This is a genomic window from Aeromonas rivuli (genome assembly GCF_000820045.1).
GTDB classification, from domain to species: domain Bacteria; phylum Pseudomonadota; class Gammaproteobacteria; order Enterobacterales; family Aeromonadaceae; genus Aeromonas; species Aeromonas rivuli.
On the sequence record NZ_CDBJ01000044.1, the window covers coordinates 1 to 18,120 of the forward strand.

Consider the following 18,120-nt stretch of genomic DNA (forward strand, 5'->3'; position numbering starts at 1 on the left):
CACCCACCAGACATTCGGCGAGAAGCGAAAGCGCTCCCGCTCCCCGCCCCCCCGCTGACCCGTCACCATCAACTGGCCCTCCAGCCTGAGATGATCGAGCCCCACCTTGGCCAAGGTCGCCAGAGGGTGAGTGGGGGCCGCCACTATGGGCATAGCGAGCCGCCCCAGGGCATGAAATTCCAGCTCAGGACTCAGCTGCAGGCGCTCGTAGCTGATGCCAAGCTGGGCCCGCCCCTCCCGCAGCAGGTGAGTGAGATCCTCGAGCATGGGAAACAGCAGCTCCAGCTCGATGGCGGGGAAGCGCTCGGCAAAGCGGCTCAGCACCTCGGCCACCCAGGAGAGCTGGGAGTCATCATCGATGGCCAGGGTCAGCCGCGACTCCACCCCCCCATGCAGCTCAAGGGCCACGGCTTGCAACTGCTCGCTGCTGGCGAGCACCGCCCTGGCCTGGGCCACGATGCGCTCCCCCGCCGGGGTCAGCTGCGGATAGCGACCACTGCGATCGAACAAGCCGAGATCAAGATCGGCCTCCAGATTGGCGATGGCGCTGCTCACCACCGATTGTGCCTTGCCAAGCTGGCGGGCCGCGGCCGAAAAGGAGCCACTGTCGGCGGCGGCCAACAGGGTCCTGAGCTGCTCCAGGGAGAGATTCATGAGCGAATGCCTTGTCATGGGAGAGGGCTTGATGAGCGGCAGTATAGGCCATATGTATCTATTAAAGAGATAGATACCAACGTGAATACCCGGCAATTAAGCGATAGATTGACCTCCATGCTTTCCATGAAACCTGTTTGAAGAGAGAGATAGACATGCGTAACTCCCGTGATCGTCTGCGCCACGCCATCGGCTTTGAATTGATTGGCCTGCTGATCGCCGCCCCCCTCGCCAGCTGGGTGACCGGGGTAGCCTTGAGCCACATGGGACCACTGGCCCTGTTCTTCTCTGTGCTGGCCACCGTCTGGAACTATGTCTATAACCTGGGATTTGATCGCTTGCTGCAACAGCGGCAGGGTCATACCCACAAGACGCTCTGGCAGCGGGTGGGGCATGCCATCGGCTTCGAGGGGGGTCTGCTGATCGTGGCCCTGCCCGCCATGGCCTGGTGGCTGGAGATCAGCCTGCTGGAGGCCCTGGTGCTGGATCTTGGCTTCGTGGTCTTCTACCTGGTCTATGCCTTCGTCTACAACCTGCTCTATGACAAGGTCTTCCCCATCCCGACTCAGGTCACGCAACACGCCTGAGCCTGTCATCGCCATGCAAAAGGTCCACCCTGAGGTGGACCTTTTTACTCATTCTCCGCCCACAGGCAAATCAGTGCCAGGGGTCACGCAGAGTGAGTGATGGATAGCGCCGGGGTGCGGTGACAGGACCGCCCCCATTGCAACCCGGGGACGGCTCAGGCCGGCGCGTTGACCAGGGGCGCCTCTTGCTCTTCGACCGTCTGCTCTTTCCTGAGCATGGCTTCGATATCTTGCTGATATTGACTCAACATGCGCTGGGCCGCCGCCATGTCCCCCTTGTGCAGCCGCTCGAACAGATGATGCTGGACCACACCGCTCAGGTATTCGACCGTGATGGGTTGCTCCAGGGTCTCCAGCAGTTCCTCCTTGTCCAGTTCGGCATTGATCTCGTCTGCACAACTGCGCAGCAGGCCCGACAACTGGGTCAACATCCGACGCTCGCCGTCGCGCAGCAGGCTCAACATGCGAGTTCTCTGCTGCTCATTCTGTTGGGTCATACATTTCCTTACGTCTAGGGGAACAGGCCAGCTCATTTTGCCCTGTCCGCTCAGGAGCGTCTATCCCGCCAAACACTCTTATTTTCCCCTCTCACGAGCGGGATGCCGTGCTGTGCTATTTGGGCCGCTTCTGGGTATAGTAACCCCCAGAAGCGGGGTCGTTGACCCCTTGTCGACCCCATCTCCGGAGACCCTTGTTCCATGACAGATGCCATGCTGCTGCTCTGTACCTGCCCGAGTCAGGCGAGCGCCGACCTCATCAGCGAACAACTGCTCGAGCGCCGCCTCGCGGCCTGTATCAATCAGTTGGCACCGGTGAGCTCCGTCTACCGCTGGCAGGGCAAGATAGAGCGGGCAAGCGAGATCCAGCTCATCATCAAGTCCCGAGCCCCCCTCTTTGCCGAGATAGAGCAGGCGATCCTGACCCTGCATCCCTATGAGATCCCCGAACTGCTGATGCTGCCCATCAGCGCTGGCCATGGGCCTTATCTCGCCTGGCTCGCAGCGGAAACCTCATGATGGGCACTATCTTGCTGCGTTACTTGCTGCTGATTTTCAGCCTGATTGCTCCCCTCTCTCAAGCTCAGGCCAGCAATGATCTGCTCGATTCTCTGGGCCTGGGTCAGCAGACCCCCCACTTCCTCAAGGTCGATCAGGCCTTCGTGCTCGACACCGTGCAAGATGGTGAACGGCTGACGGTACGTCTGCAGATCGCCGAGGGTTACTACCTCTACCGCCACCGCTTCACCTTCAAGGGAGAGCATGCCAGCTTCGATAGTCCCGCACTGCCCCCTGGCCGTGACCATGAGGATGATTTTTTCGGTAAAACAGAGGTCTACTACCAGCAAGTAGAGATACCGCTGCGGCTGACCCAGGTCGACGAGCAGGGCCGCCTGCACATCAGCTATCAGGGTTGTACCGAGGGCCTCTGCTACCCGCCCACGGACAAGGTCATCACGCTGACACCCCTGGCGGCCCACGCCGCTGCGGCGGATCCCGGCGAGAGCCCGCCAAACGTTGATGGCGCCGCCAGCCAGCAAGACAGACTGGCCGCGGCGCTGGGCAGTCAGGGGTTCTGGCTCAGCATCGCCGCCTTCTTCGTGCTCGGGCTGGGGCTCGCCTTCACCCCCTGCGTCTTCCCCATGTACCCCATTCTGACCGGCATCATCGCCGGGGCAGGAGAGCGCCTGTCGACCCGACGCGCCTTCCTGCTCTCTCTGGTTTATGTGCAGGGCATGGCGGTCACCTACACCCTGCTCGGCCTGGTGGTGGCCTCTGCGGGGTTGAAATTCCAGGCCGCGCTGCAGCACCCCTTTGTGCTGATCGGACTCTCCGTCATGTTCGTGCTGCTGGCGCTCTCCATGTTCGGCCTCTATAGCCTGCAACTGCCCAGCAGCCTGCAAACCCGATTGAGTGGCCTCTCCAACCGCCAGCAGGGCGGCTCAGTGCCCGGGGTCGCCATCATGGGGATGATCTCCGGTCTGGTCTGCTCCCCCTGCACCACGGCACCGCTCTCGGGTGCGCTCATCTATGTGGCCCAGAGTGGCGATCTCTGGCTCGGCGGCGCGGCGCTCTATGCGCTCTCCCTGGGAATGGGTCTGCCACTGATACTGCTCGGCACTTCGGGGGGCAAGCTGCTGCCCAGGGCGGGCGCCTGGATGGATCTCATCAAGCAACTCTTTGGTTTTGCGCTGCTGGCGGTGCCCGTGCTGTTACTGTCACGGCTGTGGAGCGAGCAGGTCACCACCCTGGTCTGGCTTGGCTGGGGACTGGCCCTGTGTGGCTATCTCTATCACCACAATCAGGGCTCCCCCCACGGCATCGGCAAGAGCCTGCGCGGTTTTCTCATACTGCTGGCCATGATAACCAGCGTGTTCATGGTCAAGGAGACGCTGCTCCCGGCCCCCATCGCAGAGGCCGAGGCCAAGGCGCCTCAGTTTGTGCGGATCAAGACGGTGCAGGACCTGCAACAGCAGCTGGCCGCCGCCCGTGGCACACCAGTCATGCTGGATCTCTACGCCGACTGGTGTGTGGCCTGCAAGGAGTTCGAGCACAAGACGTTCAGCGATCCCGCCGTGCGTGCGCGTTTCGATCAGATGGTATTGCTGCAGGCTGATGTCACCGCCAATGATGACGACGACGTCACCCTGCTCAATGAGCTGAAGGTGCTGGGGCTGCCGACCCTGATCTTCTTCGACCCCGAAGGCAATGAGTTAAGTGGCCAACGGGTAACCGGCTTTATGGGTCCCAGCGAGTTTCTCGGCCGGCTCGACAAGCTGCGTTGATATCCGCCCGGTAGAAGCCACGCCTTCGCCAAGGGGAGAAAGCGATTCCTAGGCGGGGCAAGCCCTTTTCACACTAGCGTGCTCACACGCTGCCAGAGGAAAAGCATCCCCGTTGTCGTTGAAGCCCGGCTGAGGATCAGAGGGATTTGTCGCCACCCAGGGTGGGATCTGGCCGCTAACCCCTGATTTTTCTGGTCATCCCTTGTATATGCCCGGCACCGTGGCAAAATTTGCCCTTTCCCGTCTCGGTCGTCCGGAGTTTTGATGAAAAAGTGGTTCATCCCCCTGTTAGCCCTCTGGCTGTTTGCCTGCAGCTCGGGACCCGGGGTCGACGAGATAGAGCGCCAGGTCAGGGCCCAGCTGCTGACCGGTAGCGATGCCAAGCTGTTTGACATGAGTGACTTTCAGGTGCTGGACCAGAGTGAGACCCAGGATGGGGTTTATCTGATCAGGGTCAGTTATCAGCTTCATTTCAAGCAGGGGCTGGATCAACTGCAAGTATTGCAGGACGAGGATCTGGTCTACGACAGGGTTGGTCCCTATCAACAGGAAATGGCGCTGATGGAGCTGGAGCGTAAATACGGCAACTTTGAGGCGGGCCAGGTCGTGGCGCAACAGACCCAGGTATGGATGCTCAAGACGGAACAAGGCTGGCGCCTGGCAGAACCCGCCTGATAATGTTGATGGGGAAGGTCATGAAAACCTTCCCCGCTATTTATCTATCCCTTGTTTTTCCACGCAACCAGAGAGATGGCGACATCGTTATAGTCATCATCATCTTGATCTTCGATGGAGATGTTATAGCCATAACCGATGACAGTGCCGTCATTGGTCGTGATGTTATAAGTGTTGATGCTGCTACTCAATTTGACTGACTGAGCTATATCTATCGACAGTTTGACTTGCCCTCCCTGGACGAAATCAGCTCCCTGAGCCAGCGGAGGATTAATATCCACACTCTGCTTCTGCTTATCGAAATAAACTTTATTACCATCATATAATTTCGCCTTTATTAAAAAGGCGGCCTGAGTGGTGACAAACCAGGACATATAATAACCGGCTGGGAATGAGTCAATATTAAATGTTTTATTCGCCATGATAGTTCTCCCTTAAGGTTGAGTCGCTGATAAAAAGTTTTTCCACTCGAAATTCATAGCGGTGCTATAGATGCTCATTGCCTTGTCCTCATCTATGGCTCCCGGATGCTCTTTCTGATATTGATCCAGAAAATTCCCCATGGCATAAGCACCAGACGCGCTGTTGTTACCTGTGATCCAGGGCGCATACAGGTTGCCAGGGGAAGGAGGCATCAACTGATTGGCGAGCCAATACCAGAGATATTCACAGGGGATCATCATGATGAGGGTGTAGATAGGATCGGCATGGGAGGCGGTATCCGATTCAAACTGGGCATAGTCACGACAGGCCGTCGTCGGGACTACCCCATTGGCATCACGAATATGCCAGATGGTCGGGAACGACTCATTATAGGCTTGGTATCTTTTATATTTCTCCAGCAGGAAAAATTTCAACACCTCATCACTGGTACGGCTCTCGGCAGCCAGATAACTTTGGGCGCCATTGAAGCAATAATAGGCATCGCTCACATTAAACCCGCCATAAGTAACAGGATCCAGGCTGGCCGACTTTATACCTGACATGAAGGGCGTGTTCAGCGTTTTTTCGGCTATGGGAATGCAGGGCTGCCACAATCGCCAGAACAGCGAATCAGTGGGGGGAGGTGCGCTGGACAGACCATGTTGATCCAGCATGAGATTATCAAACCTGAGTCGTCTTGGACTAAACATATTATTTCCTTATATCCCGTAATCTCCTTGAGCATCTCAGGCCCTTGATGGCCTTGATGCTCTTGCTATTCTGCCGCACCAAACGAATCCACCTTAAGGCGAGCAGATGCTCACTATAGCCGACAGATACGGTTTCGTTCGTAACTCACCAGGCTTTATCGGAAGGCAAGCGGCAGGAAGTTGATATCTAATGGATTTATGTCTGGGGGAACCAGGCTCCCCCAATATGATCAGGAAAGGATCACAGCAGATCTTTCATGCGGTGCCACAACATCCCGAGCGCCAGCAAGGGAGAACGCAGGGCAGGGCCGCCTGGGAAGCTCATGTGGGGGACGCTGCTGAACAGATCGAACCCTCGACTCTGCCCGGCAATCGCCTCGGCTACCAGCTTGGCGGCCATGTGGGTCGCATTGAGGCCATGCCCCGAATAAGCCTGGGCATAGAAGACATTGTCATGGGCCGATAGCCGGCCAATCTGCGGCAAGCGGTTGGCACCTATGCCTATCATCCCCCCCCACTGAAACTCGATGGCGGTGCCCGCCAGCTCGGGAAAGACCCGTAGCAGTTTGGGCAACATGAAGGCCTTGATATCTTTGGGATCTTTTCCCGAGTAGTTGCAGGCCCCCCCAAACAGCAGGCGCCCATCCGCCGATAGCCGGTAGTAATCGAGGGCCACATTCTGATCGCAGACCGCCATGTTCTGCGGCAGCAAGCGTTGGCGCAACCGCCTCTCCAACACCTGGGTCGCCAATATGTAAGAACCGGCGGGCAGCACCCGCCCCCCGATCTCGGCATCCAGATCATTGAGATAGGCGTTGCAGCCCAGCACCAGGTATTTGGCGCGGCATCGACCATGGGCAGTGGTGACGCTCACTGTGCTGCCATAGTCGATGTGGGTCACCCGGGAGTGCTCGAACAGGGCGACGCCCAGGCTGGCGGCGGCGCGCGCCTCGCCGAGGGCCAGATTGAGGGGATGCAGGTGCCCCGATCCCATGTCGATCATGCCACCGATATAGCGATCCGATCCCACCACGGTATGCATCTCCTCCCGCGGCACCAGCCTTACTTCATACCGGTAGCCGAGGCTGGCCAGATGCTCGGCCTCCTCCTCAAAGTCACGCAGATGGCGCGTCTTGGTGGCCAGATCGCAGTAACCCCACTGCAGATCGCAGTCGATGTTGAAGCGTTCTATGCGTTCGCGCACTAGCTGCACCGCCTCCAGCCCCATCAGATCCAGGTCGCGCACCCCCTGCTCACCGATATGACGGGTGAACTGACTGGTGTCGTGGCCTATGCCGCGGATCAGCTGGCCGCCGTTGCGACCCGACGCTCCCCAGCCGATGCGGTTGGCCTCGAGCAAGACGACCTTGTAGCCCGCCTCCGCCAGATTGATGGCGGTGTTAAGGCCGGTGAAGCCGCCGCCTATGATGCAGACATCCGCCTCCAGCTCACCGGATAGCTCGGGCCAGCTCGAAAGGTCATTGCGTGTCGCCGCATAGTATGAGGCCGCGTGTTCCTGATTCCCTGTACTCATAAGTCAGCATCCTGCCCATGTATGTTTACTAAAATAAACAACCGTTAACAGAGAATACCCACAGGGGGGTCGGCAATCCAGCCTATCCACCACCGGAAAACCCTTGGCGAGTCACAGAAATGCAAAAGGCGCCCCTGGGGGCGCCTTGGTCAGCAATCGAGTACCGAGAATTACAGTACGTCGATGGCGTTCAGGTCGGAGAAAGCTTTCTCCAGACGAGCGATCATGGAAGTCTGACCGGCACGTACCCAGACGCGCGGATCGTAGAACTTCTTGTTCGGCTTGTCAGCACCTTCCGGGTTGCCCAGCTGGGCTTGCAGGTAGGCTTCGTTCGCCTTGTAGAAGTCCAACACACCTTCCCAGGTAGCCCACTGGGTGTCGGTGTCGATGTTCATCTTGACCACACCGTAGGAGATGGATTCGCGGATCTCTTCCAGGGTAGAACCTGAACCACCGTGGAATACGAAGTCCAGGGACTTGGCAGGCAGACCAAACTTCTCGGAAACGAATTTCTGGGAAGCGTCCAGGATGGACGGGGTCAGCTTGACGTTACCCGGCTTGTAAACACCGTGTACGTTGCCGAAGGAGGCAGCGATGGTGAAACGGGGGCTGATCTTGGACAGACGCTCGTAGGCGTAAGCCACGTCTTCCGGCTGGGTGTACAGGGAAGATTGATCCAGGTGGCTGTTGTCCACGCCATCTTCTTCACCGCCGGTGCAGCCCAGTTCCAGCTCCAGGGTCATGTTCATCTTGGCCATGCGAGTCAGGTACTCGCAGCAGATGTCGATGTTCTCTTCCAGCGGCTCTTCGGACAAGTCCAGCATGTGGGAGGAGAACAGCGGCTTGCCGGTCTCGGCGAAGTGCTTCTCACCGGCGTCCAGCAGGCCGTCGATCCAGGGCAGCAGCTTCTTGGCAGCGTGGTCGGTGTGCAGGATAACCGGCACGCCGTAAGCTTCGGCAACAGCGTGCACATGCTTGGCACCGGAGATGGCACCCAGAACGGCAACTTGCTGGCCTTCCAGCTTCAGGCCCTTGCCGGCGGTGAACACGGCACCGCCGTTGGAGAACTGAACGATGACCGGAGCCTTCACCTTGGCGGCAGCTTCCAGTACGGCGTTGACGGAGTCGGTACCGACACAGTTAACAGCCGGCAGAGCGAAGCCGTTCTCTTTAGCGATAGCGAACACTTTCTGAACGTCATCACCAGTGATCACGCCGGGTTTTACGAAGTCGAAAATTTTCTTAGACATGTTAATCGTCCTGTTCTCGTATGCCGTTAATAAAAAGTGGGGGTTTATCACGAACCGCCGCAGCGGCCACATGATAAACGAAACGGGAGGCTTTTGCCCCCCGTCTCGGGTCAATTAGGCTTTGGCGCGCTGTTCCAGCATGGCCACTGCCGGCAGTACCTTGCCCTCTACAAACTCCAGGAAGGCGCCGCCGCCGGTGGAGATGTAGGAGACTTTGTCGGCGATGCCGAACTTGTCGATGGCGGCCAGGGTGTCACCACCGCCAGCGATGGAGAAGGCCGGGGAAGCAGCGATGGCTTCGGCGATCACCTTGGTGCCTTCAGAGAACTGGTCGAACTCGAACACACCGACCGGGCCGTTCCACAGAATGGTTTTGGCATTCATGATGATGTCGGCCAGGGCCTTGGCGGAGTCAGGGCCGATGTCGAAGATCATGTCGCCGTCGGTCACATCGCTAACGGACTTGATGGTAGCCGGGGTGGATTCGGAGAACTCGGTGCCCACGACCACATCTGTGGTGACCGGAATGTTGGTCTCGGCGGCCAGTTTCTTGGCGGTGTCCAGCAGGTCGTGCTCGCACAGGGACTTGCCGACGTTGTGACCGGCAGCGGCGATGAAGGTGTTGGCGATGCCACCACCGACCACCAGCTGGTCAGCGATCTTGGAGAGAGATTCCAGCACGGTCAGCTTGGTGGAGACCTTGGAGCCGCCCACGATGGCAACCATGGGGCGCTCGGGCTTGAGCATGGCCTTGCCCAGGGCTTCCAGTTCACCTGCCAGCAGCGGACCTGCACAGGCTACCGGAGCAAATTGAGCCACACCGTAGGTAGAACCTTCGGCACGGTGAGCAGTACCGAATGCATCCATTACAAAGACGTCACACAGGGCGGCGTATTTTTTGGCCAGCTCTTCGGTGTTCTTCTTCTCGCCTTTGTTGAAGCGGCAGTTTTCCAGCACAACCAGCTCACCGGCGGCAACGTCTACGCCATCCAGGTAATCTTTCGCCAGGGTCACTTTGCAGGAGAGTGCGTCTTTCAGATAGTCAACGACCGGGGCCAGGGAGAATTCTTCGTTGTATTCACCCTCGGTCGGACGACCCAGGTGGGAGGTGATCATCAGCTTGGCGCCCTTTTCCAGAGCCAGCTTGATGGTCGGCAGCGTCGCTTTGATCCGTGCATCGGAAGTGACCTTGCCATCTTTTACCGGCACGTTCAGGTCAGCACGGATCAATACGCGTTTACCCGCCAGATCCAGGTCAGTCATCTTGATAACAGACATATTCAGTCCTCTATATTTTCAGGTAATGTTAAAAACAGTAACCTTGCGCCCGGTGCAGGCTCTCAGCCTGCGGCCATCATGGCCCGGGTGGTATCCAGCATGCGGTTGGCGAAGCCCCATTCGTTATCGCACCACATCAACATCTTGACGAGGTTGGCATCGCTGACCCGTGTCTGGGTACCATCGATGATGCAGGAGTGTGCATCATGATTGAAATCTACGGAGACCAAGGGTTCCTCCGTGTAATCCAGAATACCGCTTAATGTACCTCTGGATGCCCGCTGCAGGGCTTGATTTACGTCAGTAACTGTCACTTTTTTACGAACAGTAATACTGAGATCCATGGCCGTTACATTAATGGTCGGCACCCGTACCGCTATCGCCTCGAACTTGCCGGCGAAGTGAGGAAGGATACGCTCCAACCCCTTTGCCAGCTTGGTATCCACCGGAATGATGGACTGGCTGGCGGCCCGGGTTCTGCGCAAGTCACTGTGGTAGGCATCGATGACTTGCTGGTCGTGCATGGCCGAATGAATTGTCGTAATAGTACCACAATTTATCTCGAATTCTCGATGCAATGTTTCGATGACGGGCACCACGCAGTTGGTGGTACAGGAGGCATTGGAGACGATCCGCTCCCGCCCGGTCAATGTCTGATGGTTTACCCCGAAAACGATTGTCGCATCCACATCCGCGTCCGCCGGATGGGAGAAGAGCACCTTGCCCGCCCCTGCCCCCAGATGGCGCTGCGCATCCGCCCGGGAGCCAAATACGCCGGTACAGTCTAGCACCACATCCACCCCCAGCGCCCGCCATGGCAAATTGGCGGGATCCCGCTCGGCGAACAGGGCGATGAGATCCTGCCCTACCTGCATGCTGCTACCTGCCAGTTGCACCGGGTGTGCGAAACGACCATGGCTGGTATCGAAGCGGGTCAGGTGCACCATGGCCTCGGGCGCCGCCAGCTCGTTGATGGCGACTATCTTGATGCTCTTGTCCCGGCCGCTCTCGTAGAGGGCCCGCAACACGTTGCGACCGATGCGCCCGTAACCATTGATGGCAATCTTGATCATGGAAATTACGTGTCCTTACCTGCGACTAAAGAGAGGATGAAGAGGGAAGCATCATGAGAGTTGCGCCTCCCGGAAGGTGCCACGAGCCAGGAGTGCCGCGCCGAAGACCCCAGCACTGTCACCCAGGGCTGGAGCAATAATGGGGGCCCTGAAGCGGGGATTAAAGAGAAAGGGCAAAATTGTCTGGGCCGGGACGCTATAGAGACTCTGCACATTGCCCACCCCGCCGCCGATGACGATGACATCCGGATCCAGAATATTGACCACGTTGGCCAGGGCCTGGCCAAACAGCAGGTGCAGACGGTCGATGGTGAGTTTGGCCACATGGTCATGGGCCGTGGCCGCCGCAATCTGGGCCAGCGGGAGATGGCGCTTGGCTTTGGCTTCATACCAGGCCTCCAGCGCCGGGCCGCTGATGAGCGTTTCGACGCAGCCACGCTTGCCGCAGTAGCATTCGGGGCCATCGGGGGAGAGCACATTGTGGCCCCACTCCCCGGCGATGCCGTGGTGGCCATTGAGGATCTGGCCGTTGATGACGATACCGGAGCCCACCCCGGTACCCATGATGATGCCAAATACAACCCTGGCATCGGGATGGTGCTGGCGCACCGCCCCCAGGTGGGTTTCCGCCAGGGCGAAGCAGTTGGCGTCGTTGGCGATGAGCACCGGAATGCCGAGCCTGCGCTCGAGATCTTCCTTGAACGGCTTGCCGTTGAGCTCGGTGGTGTTGCAGTTCTTCATCAGCCCGGTCTGGGGGTCCCGGGCGCCTGGGGTGCCCATGCCGATGACGGCCGGGCGCTGACCGAGCTTGGCGGCACACTCGTCCACCAGCTTGGCTATCTGGCCAATCATGTGCTCGTAACCGCCACGGCGCTCGGTGGGAATGCGATGGCGCAGCAGCACCTCGTCGCCATCGAGCACCACGCACTCGCACTTGGTACCGCCCAGATCGATACCCCAATCCCACGACTTCTTGCTCATTCTGCCTCCTGCATGGCGAGCGAGACGGCCGATACGCGGCCTCGCACGCTGTCGCTCATCTTGTGTGTGGCCACCGCCACAGATGGCGCAGTGTAACCCGAGCCGGGGCCGGCGCGCAGTATCCAAAACTGTACAAGGGCCAAAACGGCGCCGACCCGGATAACACAACGGGGCCCTGGGCCCCGTTGTCATGATGCGGATGCTGCGGTTCGACCTCAGCGGCCGTGGTACTGGCCGGACAGCTCGTGCACCGCGTTCACAAACACCCCGGCGTGCTCCGGATCCACATCCTGATGGATGCCGTGGCCCAGGTTGAAGACGTGGCCGTTGCCGCTGCCGAAGCCCGCCAAAATGGTGGCGACCTCTTCGCGGATGCGGGCGGGGGCGGCGTAGAGCATGGAGGGATCCATGTTGCCCTGCAGCGCCACCTTGTCACCGACCCGGCGCTTGGCATCCGCGATGTCTATGGTCCAGTCCAGTCCCAGGGCATCGCAGCCGGTGGCGGCGATCTGCTCCAGCCACTGACCGCCGTTCTTGGTGAACAGAGTCACCGGCACCCGGCGGCCCTCATTCTCACGGATCAGGCCATCGACGATCTTGTGCATGTACTGCAGGGAGAAGTCGCGGTAATCCCGCGGGGTCAGCACCCCGCCCCAGGTATCGAACACCATGACGGACTGGGCACCGGCCTTGATCTGGGCGTTGAGGTACGAGATCACGCTGTCCGCCAGCTTGTCGAGCAGCAGGTGCAGAGTCTGAGGCTCTGCATACATCATCTGCTTGATCTTGGTGAAGACCTTGGAGCTGCCCCCCTCCACCATGTAGGTGGCCAGGGTCCAGGGGCTGCCGGAGAAGCCGATCAACGGCACCTCGCCCTTCAGCTCGCGGCGAATGGTACGCACCGCGTTCATCACGTAGCCGAGTTCATCTTCCGGATCCGGATGTGGCAGCGCCTGCACCTGCGCCAGCGAGGTGATGGGGCGCTCGAAGCGCGGGCCTTCGCCGTGCTCGAAGTAGAGACCGAGCCCCATGGCGTCGGGTATGGTGAGGATGTCGGAGAAGAGAATGGCGGCATCGAGGGGATAGCGGCGCAGGGGCTGCAATGTGACTTCACAAGCCAGCTCGGCATTGCGGCACAGGGACATGAAATCCCCCGCCTGGGCACGGGTTGCCTTGTATTCCGGCAGATAGCGGCCAGCCTGGCGCATCATCCAGACCGGGGTCAGGTCCACATCCTGGCGCAGCAGGGCGCGCAGGTATCGATCGTTCTTCAGCTCTTTCATCCCAGTTCCTGAGTCATATCACGCATAAAATGGCGGATATGATACCACTTTGTGCGCCGCTGCGGGGGATGCAAACCAGGGCGCTGACCGCCCGGAGTGCAAAGATGTGAGAGGGCGCAACCTCGGCACCGATGCCAATGGCCACTCAGGGACAACCGCGGGGCAATTGAGGCCTCTCCACCCCCCACCGGCCGCCCAATTGCAATCGCCCTTAGAGGGTCTCGCGGCAGAGTTCAATCAAACGACGCGCTATGGTGCCATGGGGGGGAATACGCGGCAGGGCATCGAGTTCAAAGAAGTCGGCGGCCACCAGCTCCTCCTCTTGCAGACGGATCACGCCGCTCTGGTACTCGGCGGTGAAGCCCATCATCAGGCTGTGGGGGAAGGGCCAGGGCTGGCTGGCGACATAGCGGATGTTGCCGACCCGGATGCCACTCTCCTCGAACACCTCCCGCGCCACGCACTGCTCCAGGTTTTCACCGGCCTCGACGAAACCCGCCAGCACGGTAAACATGGGGTCGTCCGCCTGATAGTGACGACGATGGGCCCCCAGCAGCAGTTGGGAGCCACGACGCACCGCCACTATGATGCAGGGGGAAATGCGCGGATAGGCCATGTGTCCCTGATGGCACCCTTGTGCCCACTCCCCTGTCTTGGGCGTCATGGGGGCGCCGCACTCGCCACAGAATTTATGGCTGCGACGGAAGCTGGCCAGCTGCCAGGCTCGGCCCCCGAGGCGAAAACCCTCCTCGTCTCCCGCCATCATCAGCTGACGCAATGGGCTCAACTCTCCAAACGCCGATGAGTCTCCGAGGAGTGATTCTCCTTCCCCCAGATCATGGAGATAGCAAGGGGCCCCCTCCCACAGGTCGAATGCCTCGAAGGCCAGAGCCTGCCAGCACAGGGGCAGCGTCTGCCGGGTGCAGTGCGGGACTCGGCCCGCCTCATCCAGCCAGATCAGGTGATCGCCCGCCAGCACAAACCAGTGGGCCCGTTCGGTTAATTCCATGATAGCCAAGCTCTTTTAGACGTTCGATTGGGGTATCTGGCAGGTAAGAACCTGCCAGGAATATGTCGCATATTACGAAGGATGCGTCTCGCAGGCGAGCCTAGGGAGACCCTTTTCAACCCATTTGAGTGGAAAACCTGCCCCCAGCCAAAGAGTGACAACCCGCCCCACTAAAAAGGGCCGCCCATGGGCGACCCTCTATCATGACCAAGCGGCCTGGCTGCCTCATGGGCCGGCAGGGCCTCAGTTCATCCAGCGCTCACTCTGCTTGCGACGACGCGGCAGCAGGGGCAAGAGGATGCCAAGCAGTATGCCGCCACCGACCATGGCGCCACCGCGAATGAACCAATCCATCTGCATATCATGCTCGCGGTTGTCGATGCTGCTGTTCAGGGCATCATTCTGCGCCTTGACGCTGGCCAGCTCCTCACTCTGGTTGTCGAGCTGCCCCTTGAGGTTGGTGAGCAAGCTATCTTGCTCGGCAATCTTGCCATCCTTCTCGGCGAAGCGCTGCTCGTTGTCACCATTGAGGTTTTGCAGGCGATCCTTGAGGGTTTGCAGCTCCTGTTCCAGCTGGGGCACACGTACCTTCAGACTGGGTTCGCTCTGCAACTCGTCGCTCTTGATCCAGCCTTCACGACCACGTTCATCCACCACCTGAGTGAAACCGGCCTGGCCGCCTTTCACTTCCAGGGCTTCACCGGCCTTGACGCTGCCGAGGATCCGGTACTGGGTACCCGGTCCGCCGTGCATGAAGATATAGATGTTGTCTGAAACATAACGGGTCTCGGCCAGGGCGGATTGAGCACACAGGCAGATCAGTATCCCGAGGAGGGCGCGCATGGTCAGTCGATTCTCTCGATTGGTTAGGAATTGGCTGGAATGTTAAGCCGCTCCGTGGTCAAAGGACAAGCAAAGAAACGGCCTCCCCCCGAGGCGGGGAGGCCGTTCAACACCACCATGTTTACCCGCGGCCCTGAACTGGCGCGCCGCGGCGCGGTATCACACGCGGATCAGGGTTCACGTTTGAGCTGACGGATTTCGTCACGCAAGCTCTGTAGCTCCGCCAGCATCTGCGTCTGCTGAGTCTGCAACAACTTGAAGCGCAGCTCTTCTTCTCTCTTCTCGCCATGCCTTGGTTGCAGGAAGAGGCTGGCCATGAAGCCACTGATGGCAGCATAGAGACCGACCCCGAACAGGATGAGCAGGCTGGCGACGAAACGCCCTTGTTCCGTCTTGGGAACCAGATCCCCGTAGCCCACGGTCGAGAGCGTCACCAGCGTCCACCAGAAGGCGTCATAGGGGGTCTCTATCTGGCTGCCGGGGTGACCGGCTTCAATCCAGAACATGACCCCGGATCCCACCCCGAGCAACAGAAAGAACAGCAACAAGATCCCGGACAGAGTGGTCTCATTGCGCTCGCGACGAAACATGGTCAGCAGATCCGGCTGGTTGCGCAACAGCTGATAGACACGCCACAGCTGAATAAGCCGCGCCCAGCGCAGGGATTCCACCATGGGCAGGCTACCCGGCAGATAGAACCAGTTCGCCTTCAGAAAACCCCAGCGATCCTCCGCCCGCAGCCAGCCATAGGCAAAGTGGGCGAGAAAGATGTAGCAGATGAGACTGTCGATGTCATAGAAGAGCTGCATGGTCTGTGGGGTCGCCACCCCAAACCAGCGAACACTGACCAGGCCAACCGACACCAGAGAGAGGATTGCCATCAGCAGATCCATGGCGCGCAGGGGGGTTAAGTGATGTCGCATGCAAATTCCAACTTTAAACGGGAAACCAATTAATAAAACAGAAGATAATGCCGATAGCCCTGATGAGAAAGGAAAATTCCCCCATTAAAAGGAGAGAAGCTATGCAGTTCAACCCGCTTGAACAGCGGCTCAGTGATATACGTCTGGTGCCCAAGGTGATCTTGCTGATGGTATTTAGCACCCTGTTGCTGCTGACCAAGCTTTGGTTCGATGCCAGTAATCTGGAGCGCACTTTGCTCAGCGAGGGCATTGATGCCGCCAAGGCCAATGACATCGCCTCCCGCCTGATCTGGACCGGTCTGCTCGAGACGGCCCTGATGGGAGTGGTGTTTGTGGTGCTGCTGATGGCGGGCTCCCGCCTCATGGTCAAGCAGGTGCGCTATCTGGTCAGCTTGCTGGAGCGTTTCTCCCAAAAAGATCTCAGCCACCGGGTCGAACTGGCATCCAAAGACGAATTCGGCGACATCGCCAAGGCGGTGGCCCACTCCCAGAACGAACTCAAGCAGGTGTTCGGCAGCCAGCGCCTGGCTTGCAAGGAGCTCAACGACATCGCCTCCCAGGTGACCCTCTGCATGGAAGAGGCCAATGAGGCGATCAACGAGGAGTTCGTCCAGATAGAGCAGCTCGCCAGCGCCATGACCCAGATGGTCGGCGCCATCGGCGAGGTGGCCCATCACGCCGAGCAGGCCTCCCACTCCACCAGCGAGACCAGCCGCCTGGCCCAGGAGGGCAGCCGCTGCGTCGCCGATACCGTCAACACCATACACACCTTGTCCGGCAACATTCAGCAATCTTCCAGCGTCGTCCATGACGTGGAGCAAGGGGTCGAGCGCATTGGCTCAGTGGTGGACACCATTCGCAGCATCTCGGAGCAGACCAATCTGCTGGCCCTCAATGCGGCCATCGAAGCGGCCCGTGCCGGTGAAGCCGGACGCGGCTTTGCCGTGGTGGCCGATGAGGTACGCGGCCTCGCCAACCGGGCTCAGTCCGCGACCGTGGAGATCCAGAAGATGATTGAGCAGCTGCAGGGCAGTGCCCGCACCGCCGCGGGTCTGATGGAGCAGAGCGTGGCTCAGGCCGATCGCGGGGTCGAGCAGGTAACCCAGGCCGGTGAGCAGCTGACCACCATAGTGGCGCGGGTGCAGGGGGTGGCCGACATGAACCGCCAGATAGCCACCGCCTCCGAAGAGCAGAGCGCCGTCGCCCAGGAGATGAGCGGCAACCTGGAGCAGGTCAAGCAGATCGTCGAGGGATCCGTGGTGGTGCTGCGCGAGCTGCAAGATGCCTCAATGCTGGTCGAATCCCACAGCCAGACCCTGAATCGTCACATCCAGGCCTTCAAGCTGGACTAGCCGTGATGAGCGCGCGAGCGCAGGGCGCAAGGTGCTCATCGAGGCTTGACGTCCCCTGGTGTTATCGTCACCTTATGAAAAGAGGAACCTGCGGGTTCCTCTTTTCGTTTCAATACTCCCCAGAGCGAGGCAAGGAGCCCATATGCATGACCTGCACCACAGTGACACCGGCTTGGAAATCAGCGATGACAAGGGGCGGCTCGATGTGCCGCTCATCCACCAGTTTCTGTCGCAAGAGGCCTACTGGTGCCTCGGCATTCCCCTCTCCACCGTGCAGCGAGCCATCAACCACTCCTTCTGCATCGGTGGCTACCTGGACGGTCAACAGGTCGCCTTCGCCCGCGTCATCACGGATCACGCCACCTTCGGCTATCTCTCCGATGTGTTCGTACTGCCCGCCCACCGTGGCCTGGGCCACGGCAAGGCGCTGATCCAGGCCATACTGTCCCACCCGAACCTCCAGGGGCTGCGCCGCATCAGCCTGGCCACCTCGGATGCCCATGGGCTCTACAGCGGCTTCGGCTTCCAGGCCCCCGTCCGGCCAGCCACCCTGATGGAGCGCTATCAGCCGGATATCTACCAGCAGGATCACAGTATTCGCTGACGAACCGGCCCCCGCGCTACCGCGTCATGGGCCATCTGACAACGTGCAACCCGCTGACAGGCTGCGAGTTGCCCGCCCCTGTGATGCCCCCTTGCCAGCGAGCACATCTGACCCGGCTCACGCTTCTGCGGGACCCGGGCCCTTGCCCCTATGAGCCCG

At 59.6% G+C, this 18,120-nt stretch carries 19 protein-coding genes; 6 read left to right on the forward strand and 13 right to left on the reverse strand.

Translation table 11 applies throughout. The features are described from left to right. Positions 1-654, reverse strand: a 654-nt coding sequence (locus BN1130_RS10595) for a LysR family transcriptional regulator (RefSeq protein ID WP_042041968.1), incomplete at its 3' end; no start/stop codon positions are given. A 155-nt stretch (positions 655-809) separates the two neighbouring features. Here BN1130_RS10595 and BN1130_RS10600 point away from each other — a divergent pair. Next, the gene (locus BN1130_RS10600) at positions 810-1,241 is read left to right on the forward strand and encodes a PACE efflux transporter (protein ID WP_042041998.1); all 432 of its coding nucleotides are present in this window, start codon (positions 810-812) and stop codon (positions 1,239-1,241) included. Positions 1,242-1,396: 155 nt separating this feature from the next. Here the strand turns inward: BN1130_RS10600 and BN1130_RS10605 are convergent, their stop codons facing one another. Then, a complete protein-coding gene (locus tag BN1130_RS10605) occupies positions 1,397-1,738 on the reverse strand; it encodes a hypothetical protein (RefSeq protein WP_042041969.1) in 342 nt (113 codons plus the stop codon). Positions 1,739-1,939: 201 nt separating this feature from the next. On the opposite strand from BN1130_RS10605, the gene cutA reads away from it, so the two are divergent. The 3 genes from cutA to BN1130_RS10620 all read left to right on the forward strand — a co-directional run bounded on the left by cutA (position 1,940) and on the right by BN1130_RS10620 (position 4,698). Then, positions 1,940-2,257, forward strand: coding sequence for a divalent-cation tolerance protein CutA (cutA, locus tag BN1130_RS10610; RefSeq protein WP_042041970.1), 318 nt, complete (start codon positions 1,940-1,942; stop codon positions 2,255-2,257). After that, positions 2,254-4,023: a protein-disulfide reductase DsbD gene (locus BN1130_RS10615; protein ID WP_042041971.1), complete on the forward strand. Its 1,770-nt coding sequence runs from the start codon at positions 2,254-2,256 to the stop codon at positions 4,021-4,023. The genes cutA and BN1130_RS10615 overlap by 4 nt, the downstream gene beginning before the upstream one ends. Before the next feature lie 264 nt (positions 4,024-4,287). Next, positions 4,288-4,698 (forward strand): hypothetical protein, encoded by a 411-nt coding sequence (locus BN1130_RS10620; protein ID WP_042041973.1) that lies wholly within the window; start codon positions 4,288-4,290, stop codon positions 4,696-4,698. 44 nt (positions 4,699-4,742) lie between these two features. Here BN1130_RS10620 and BN1130_RS10625 read toward each other — a convergent pair whose 3' ends face one another. From BN1130_RS10625 to BN1130_RS10675, 11 genes are all read right to left on the reverse strand, one after another. Beyond that, positions 4,743-5,120 carry a hypothetical protein gene (locus BN1130_RS10625; RefSeq protein WP_042041974.1) on the reverse strand — a complete coding sequence of 126 codons (378 nt, stop codon included), beginning with the start codon at positions 5,118-5,120 and terminating at the stop codon, positions 4,743-4,745. Positions 5,121-5,132: 12 nt separating this feature from the next. Further along, positions 5,133-5,795, reverse strand: coding sequence for a TenA family protein (locus BN1130_RS10630; RefSeq protein WP_198135260.1), 663 nt, complete (start codon positions 5,793-5,795; stop codon positions 5,133-5,135). A gap of 277 nt (positions 5,796-6,072) precedes the next feature. After that, on the reverse strand, positions 6,073-7,365 hold the full coding sequence (locus tag BN1130_RS10635) for an NAD(P)/FAD-dependent oxidoreductase (RefSeq protein WP_042041976.1): 1,293 nt from the start codon (positions 7,363-7,365) through the stop codon (positions 6,073-6,075). Positions 7,366-7,535: 170 nt separating this feature from the next. Continuing rightward, positions 7,536-8,615 carry a class II fructose-bisphosphate aldolase gene (gene fbaA / locus BN1130_RS10640; protein WP_042041977.1) on the reverse strand — a complete coding sequence of 360 codons (1,080 nt, stop codon included), beginning with the start codon at positions 8,613-8,615 and terminating at the stop codon, positions 7,536-7,538. A gap of 114 nt (positions 8,616-8,729) precedes the next feature. After that, positions 8,730-9,893, reverse strand: coding sequence for a phosphoglycerate kinase (locus tag BN1130_RS10645; protein WP_042041978.1), 1,164 nt, complete (start codon positions 9,891-9,893; stop codon positions 8,730-8,732). 62 nt (positions 9,894-9,955) lie between these two features. Next, positions 9,956-10,966, reverse strand: coding sequence for an erythrose-4-phosphate dehydrogenase (epd, locus tag BN1130_RS10650; RefSeq protein ID WP_042041980.1), 1,011 nt, complete (start codon positions 10,964-10,966; stop codon positions 9,956-9,958). 51 nt (positions 10,967-11,017) lie between these two features. After that, positions 11,018-11,947 (reverse strand): ROK family protein, encoded by a 930-nt coding sequence (locus BN1130_RS10655; RefSeq protein WP_042041982.1) that lies wholly within the window; start codon positions 11,945-11,947, stop codon positions 11,018-11,020. Positions 11,948-12,162: 215 nt separating this feature from the next. After that, positions 12,163-13,230: a uroporphyrinogen decarboxylase gene (hemE, locus tag BN1130_RS10660; protein WP_042041983.1), complete on the reverse strand. Its 1,068-nt coding sequence runs from the start codon at positions 13,228-13,230 to the stop codon at positions 12,163-12,165. 211 nt (positions 13,231-13,441) lie between these two features. Next, complete coding sequence (gene nudC, locus BN1130_RS10665) at positions 13,442-14,239, reverse strand: NAD(+) diphosphatase (RefSeq protein ID WP_042041984.1); 798 nt, start codon at positions 14,237-14,239, stop codon at positions 13,442-13,444. A 243-nt stretch (positions 14,240-14,482) separates the two neighbouring features. Further along, positions 14,483-15,082 carry a TIGR04211 family SH3 domain-containing protein gene (locus BN1130_RS10670; RefSeq protein ID WP_042041985.1) on the reverse strand — a complete coding sequence of 200 codons (600 nt, stop codon included), beginning with the start codon at positions 15,080-15,082 and terminating at the stop codon, positions 14,483-14,485. Between the two features lie 170 nt (positions 15,083-15,252). Further along, positions 15,253-16,005 (reverse strand): potassium channel family protein, encoded by a 753-nt coding sequence (locus BN1130_RS10675; RefSeq protein ID WP_042041986.1) that lies wholly within the window; start codon positions 16,003-16,005, stop codon positions 15,253-15,255. Between the two features lie 101 nt (positions 16,006-16,106). On the opposite strand from BN1130_RS10675, the gene BN1130_RS10680 reads away from it, so the two are divergent. Together BN1130_RS10680 and BN1130_RS10685 are read left to right on the forward strand one after the other, a co-directional pair. Further along, a complete protein-coding gene (locus tag BN1130_RS10680) occupies positions 16,107-17,357 on the forward strand; it encodes a methyl-accepting chemotaxis protein (RefSeq protein ID WP_042041987.1) in 1,251 nt (416 codons plus the stop codon). 142 nt (positions 17,358-17,499) lie between these two features. After that, positions 17,500-17,961 (forward strand): GNAT family N-acetyltransferase, encoded by a 462-nt coding sequence (locus BN1130_RS10685; RefSeq protein WP_042041988.1) that lies wholly within the window; start codon positions 17,500-17,502, stop codon positions 17,959-17,961. Positions 17,962-18,120: the final 159 nt, after the last annotated feature.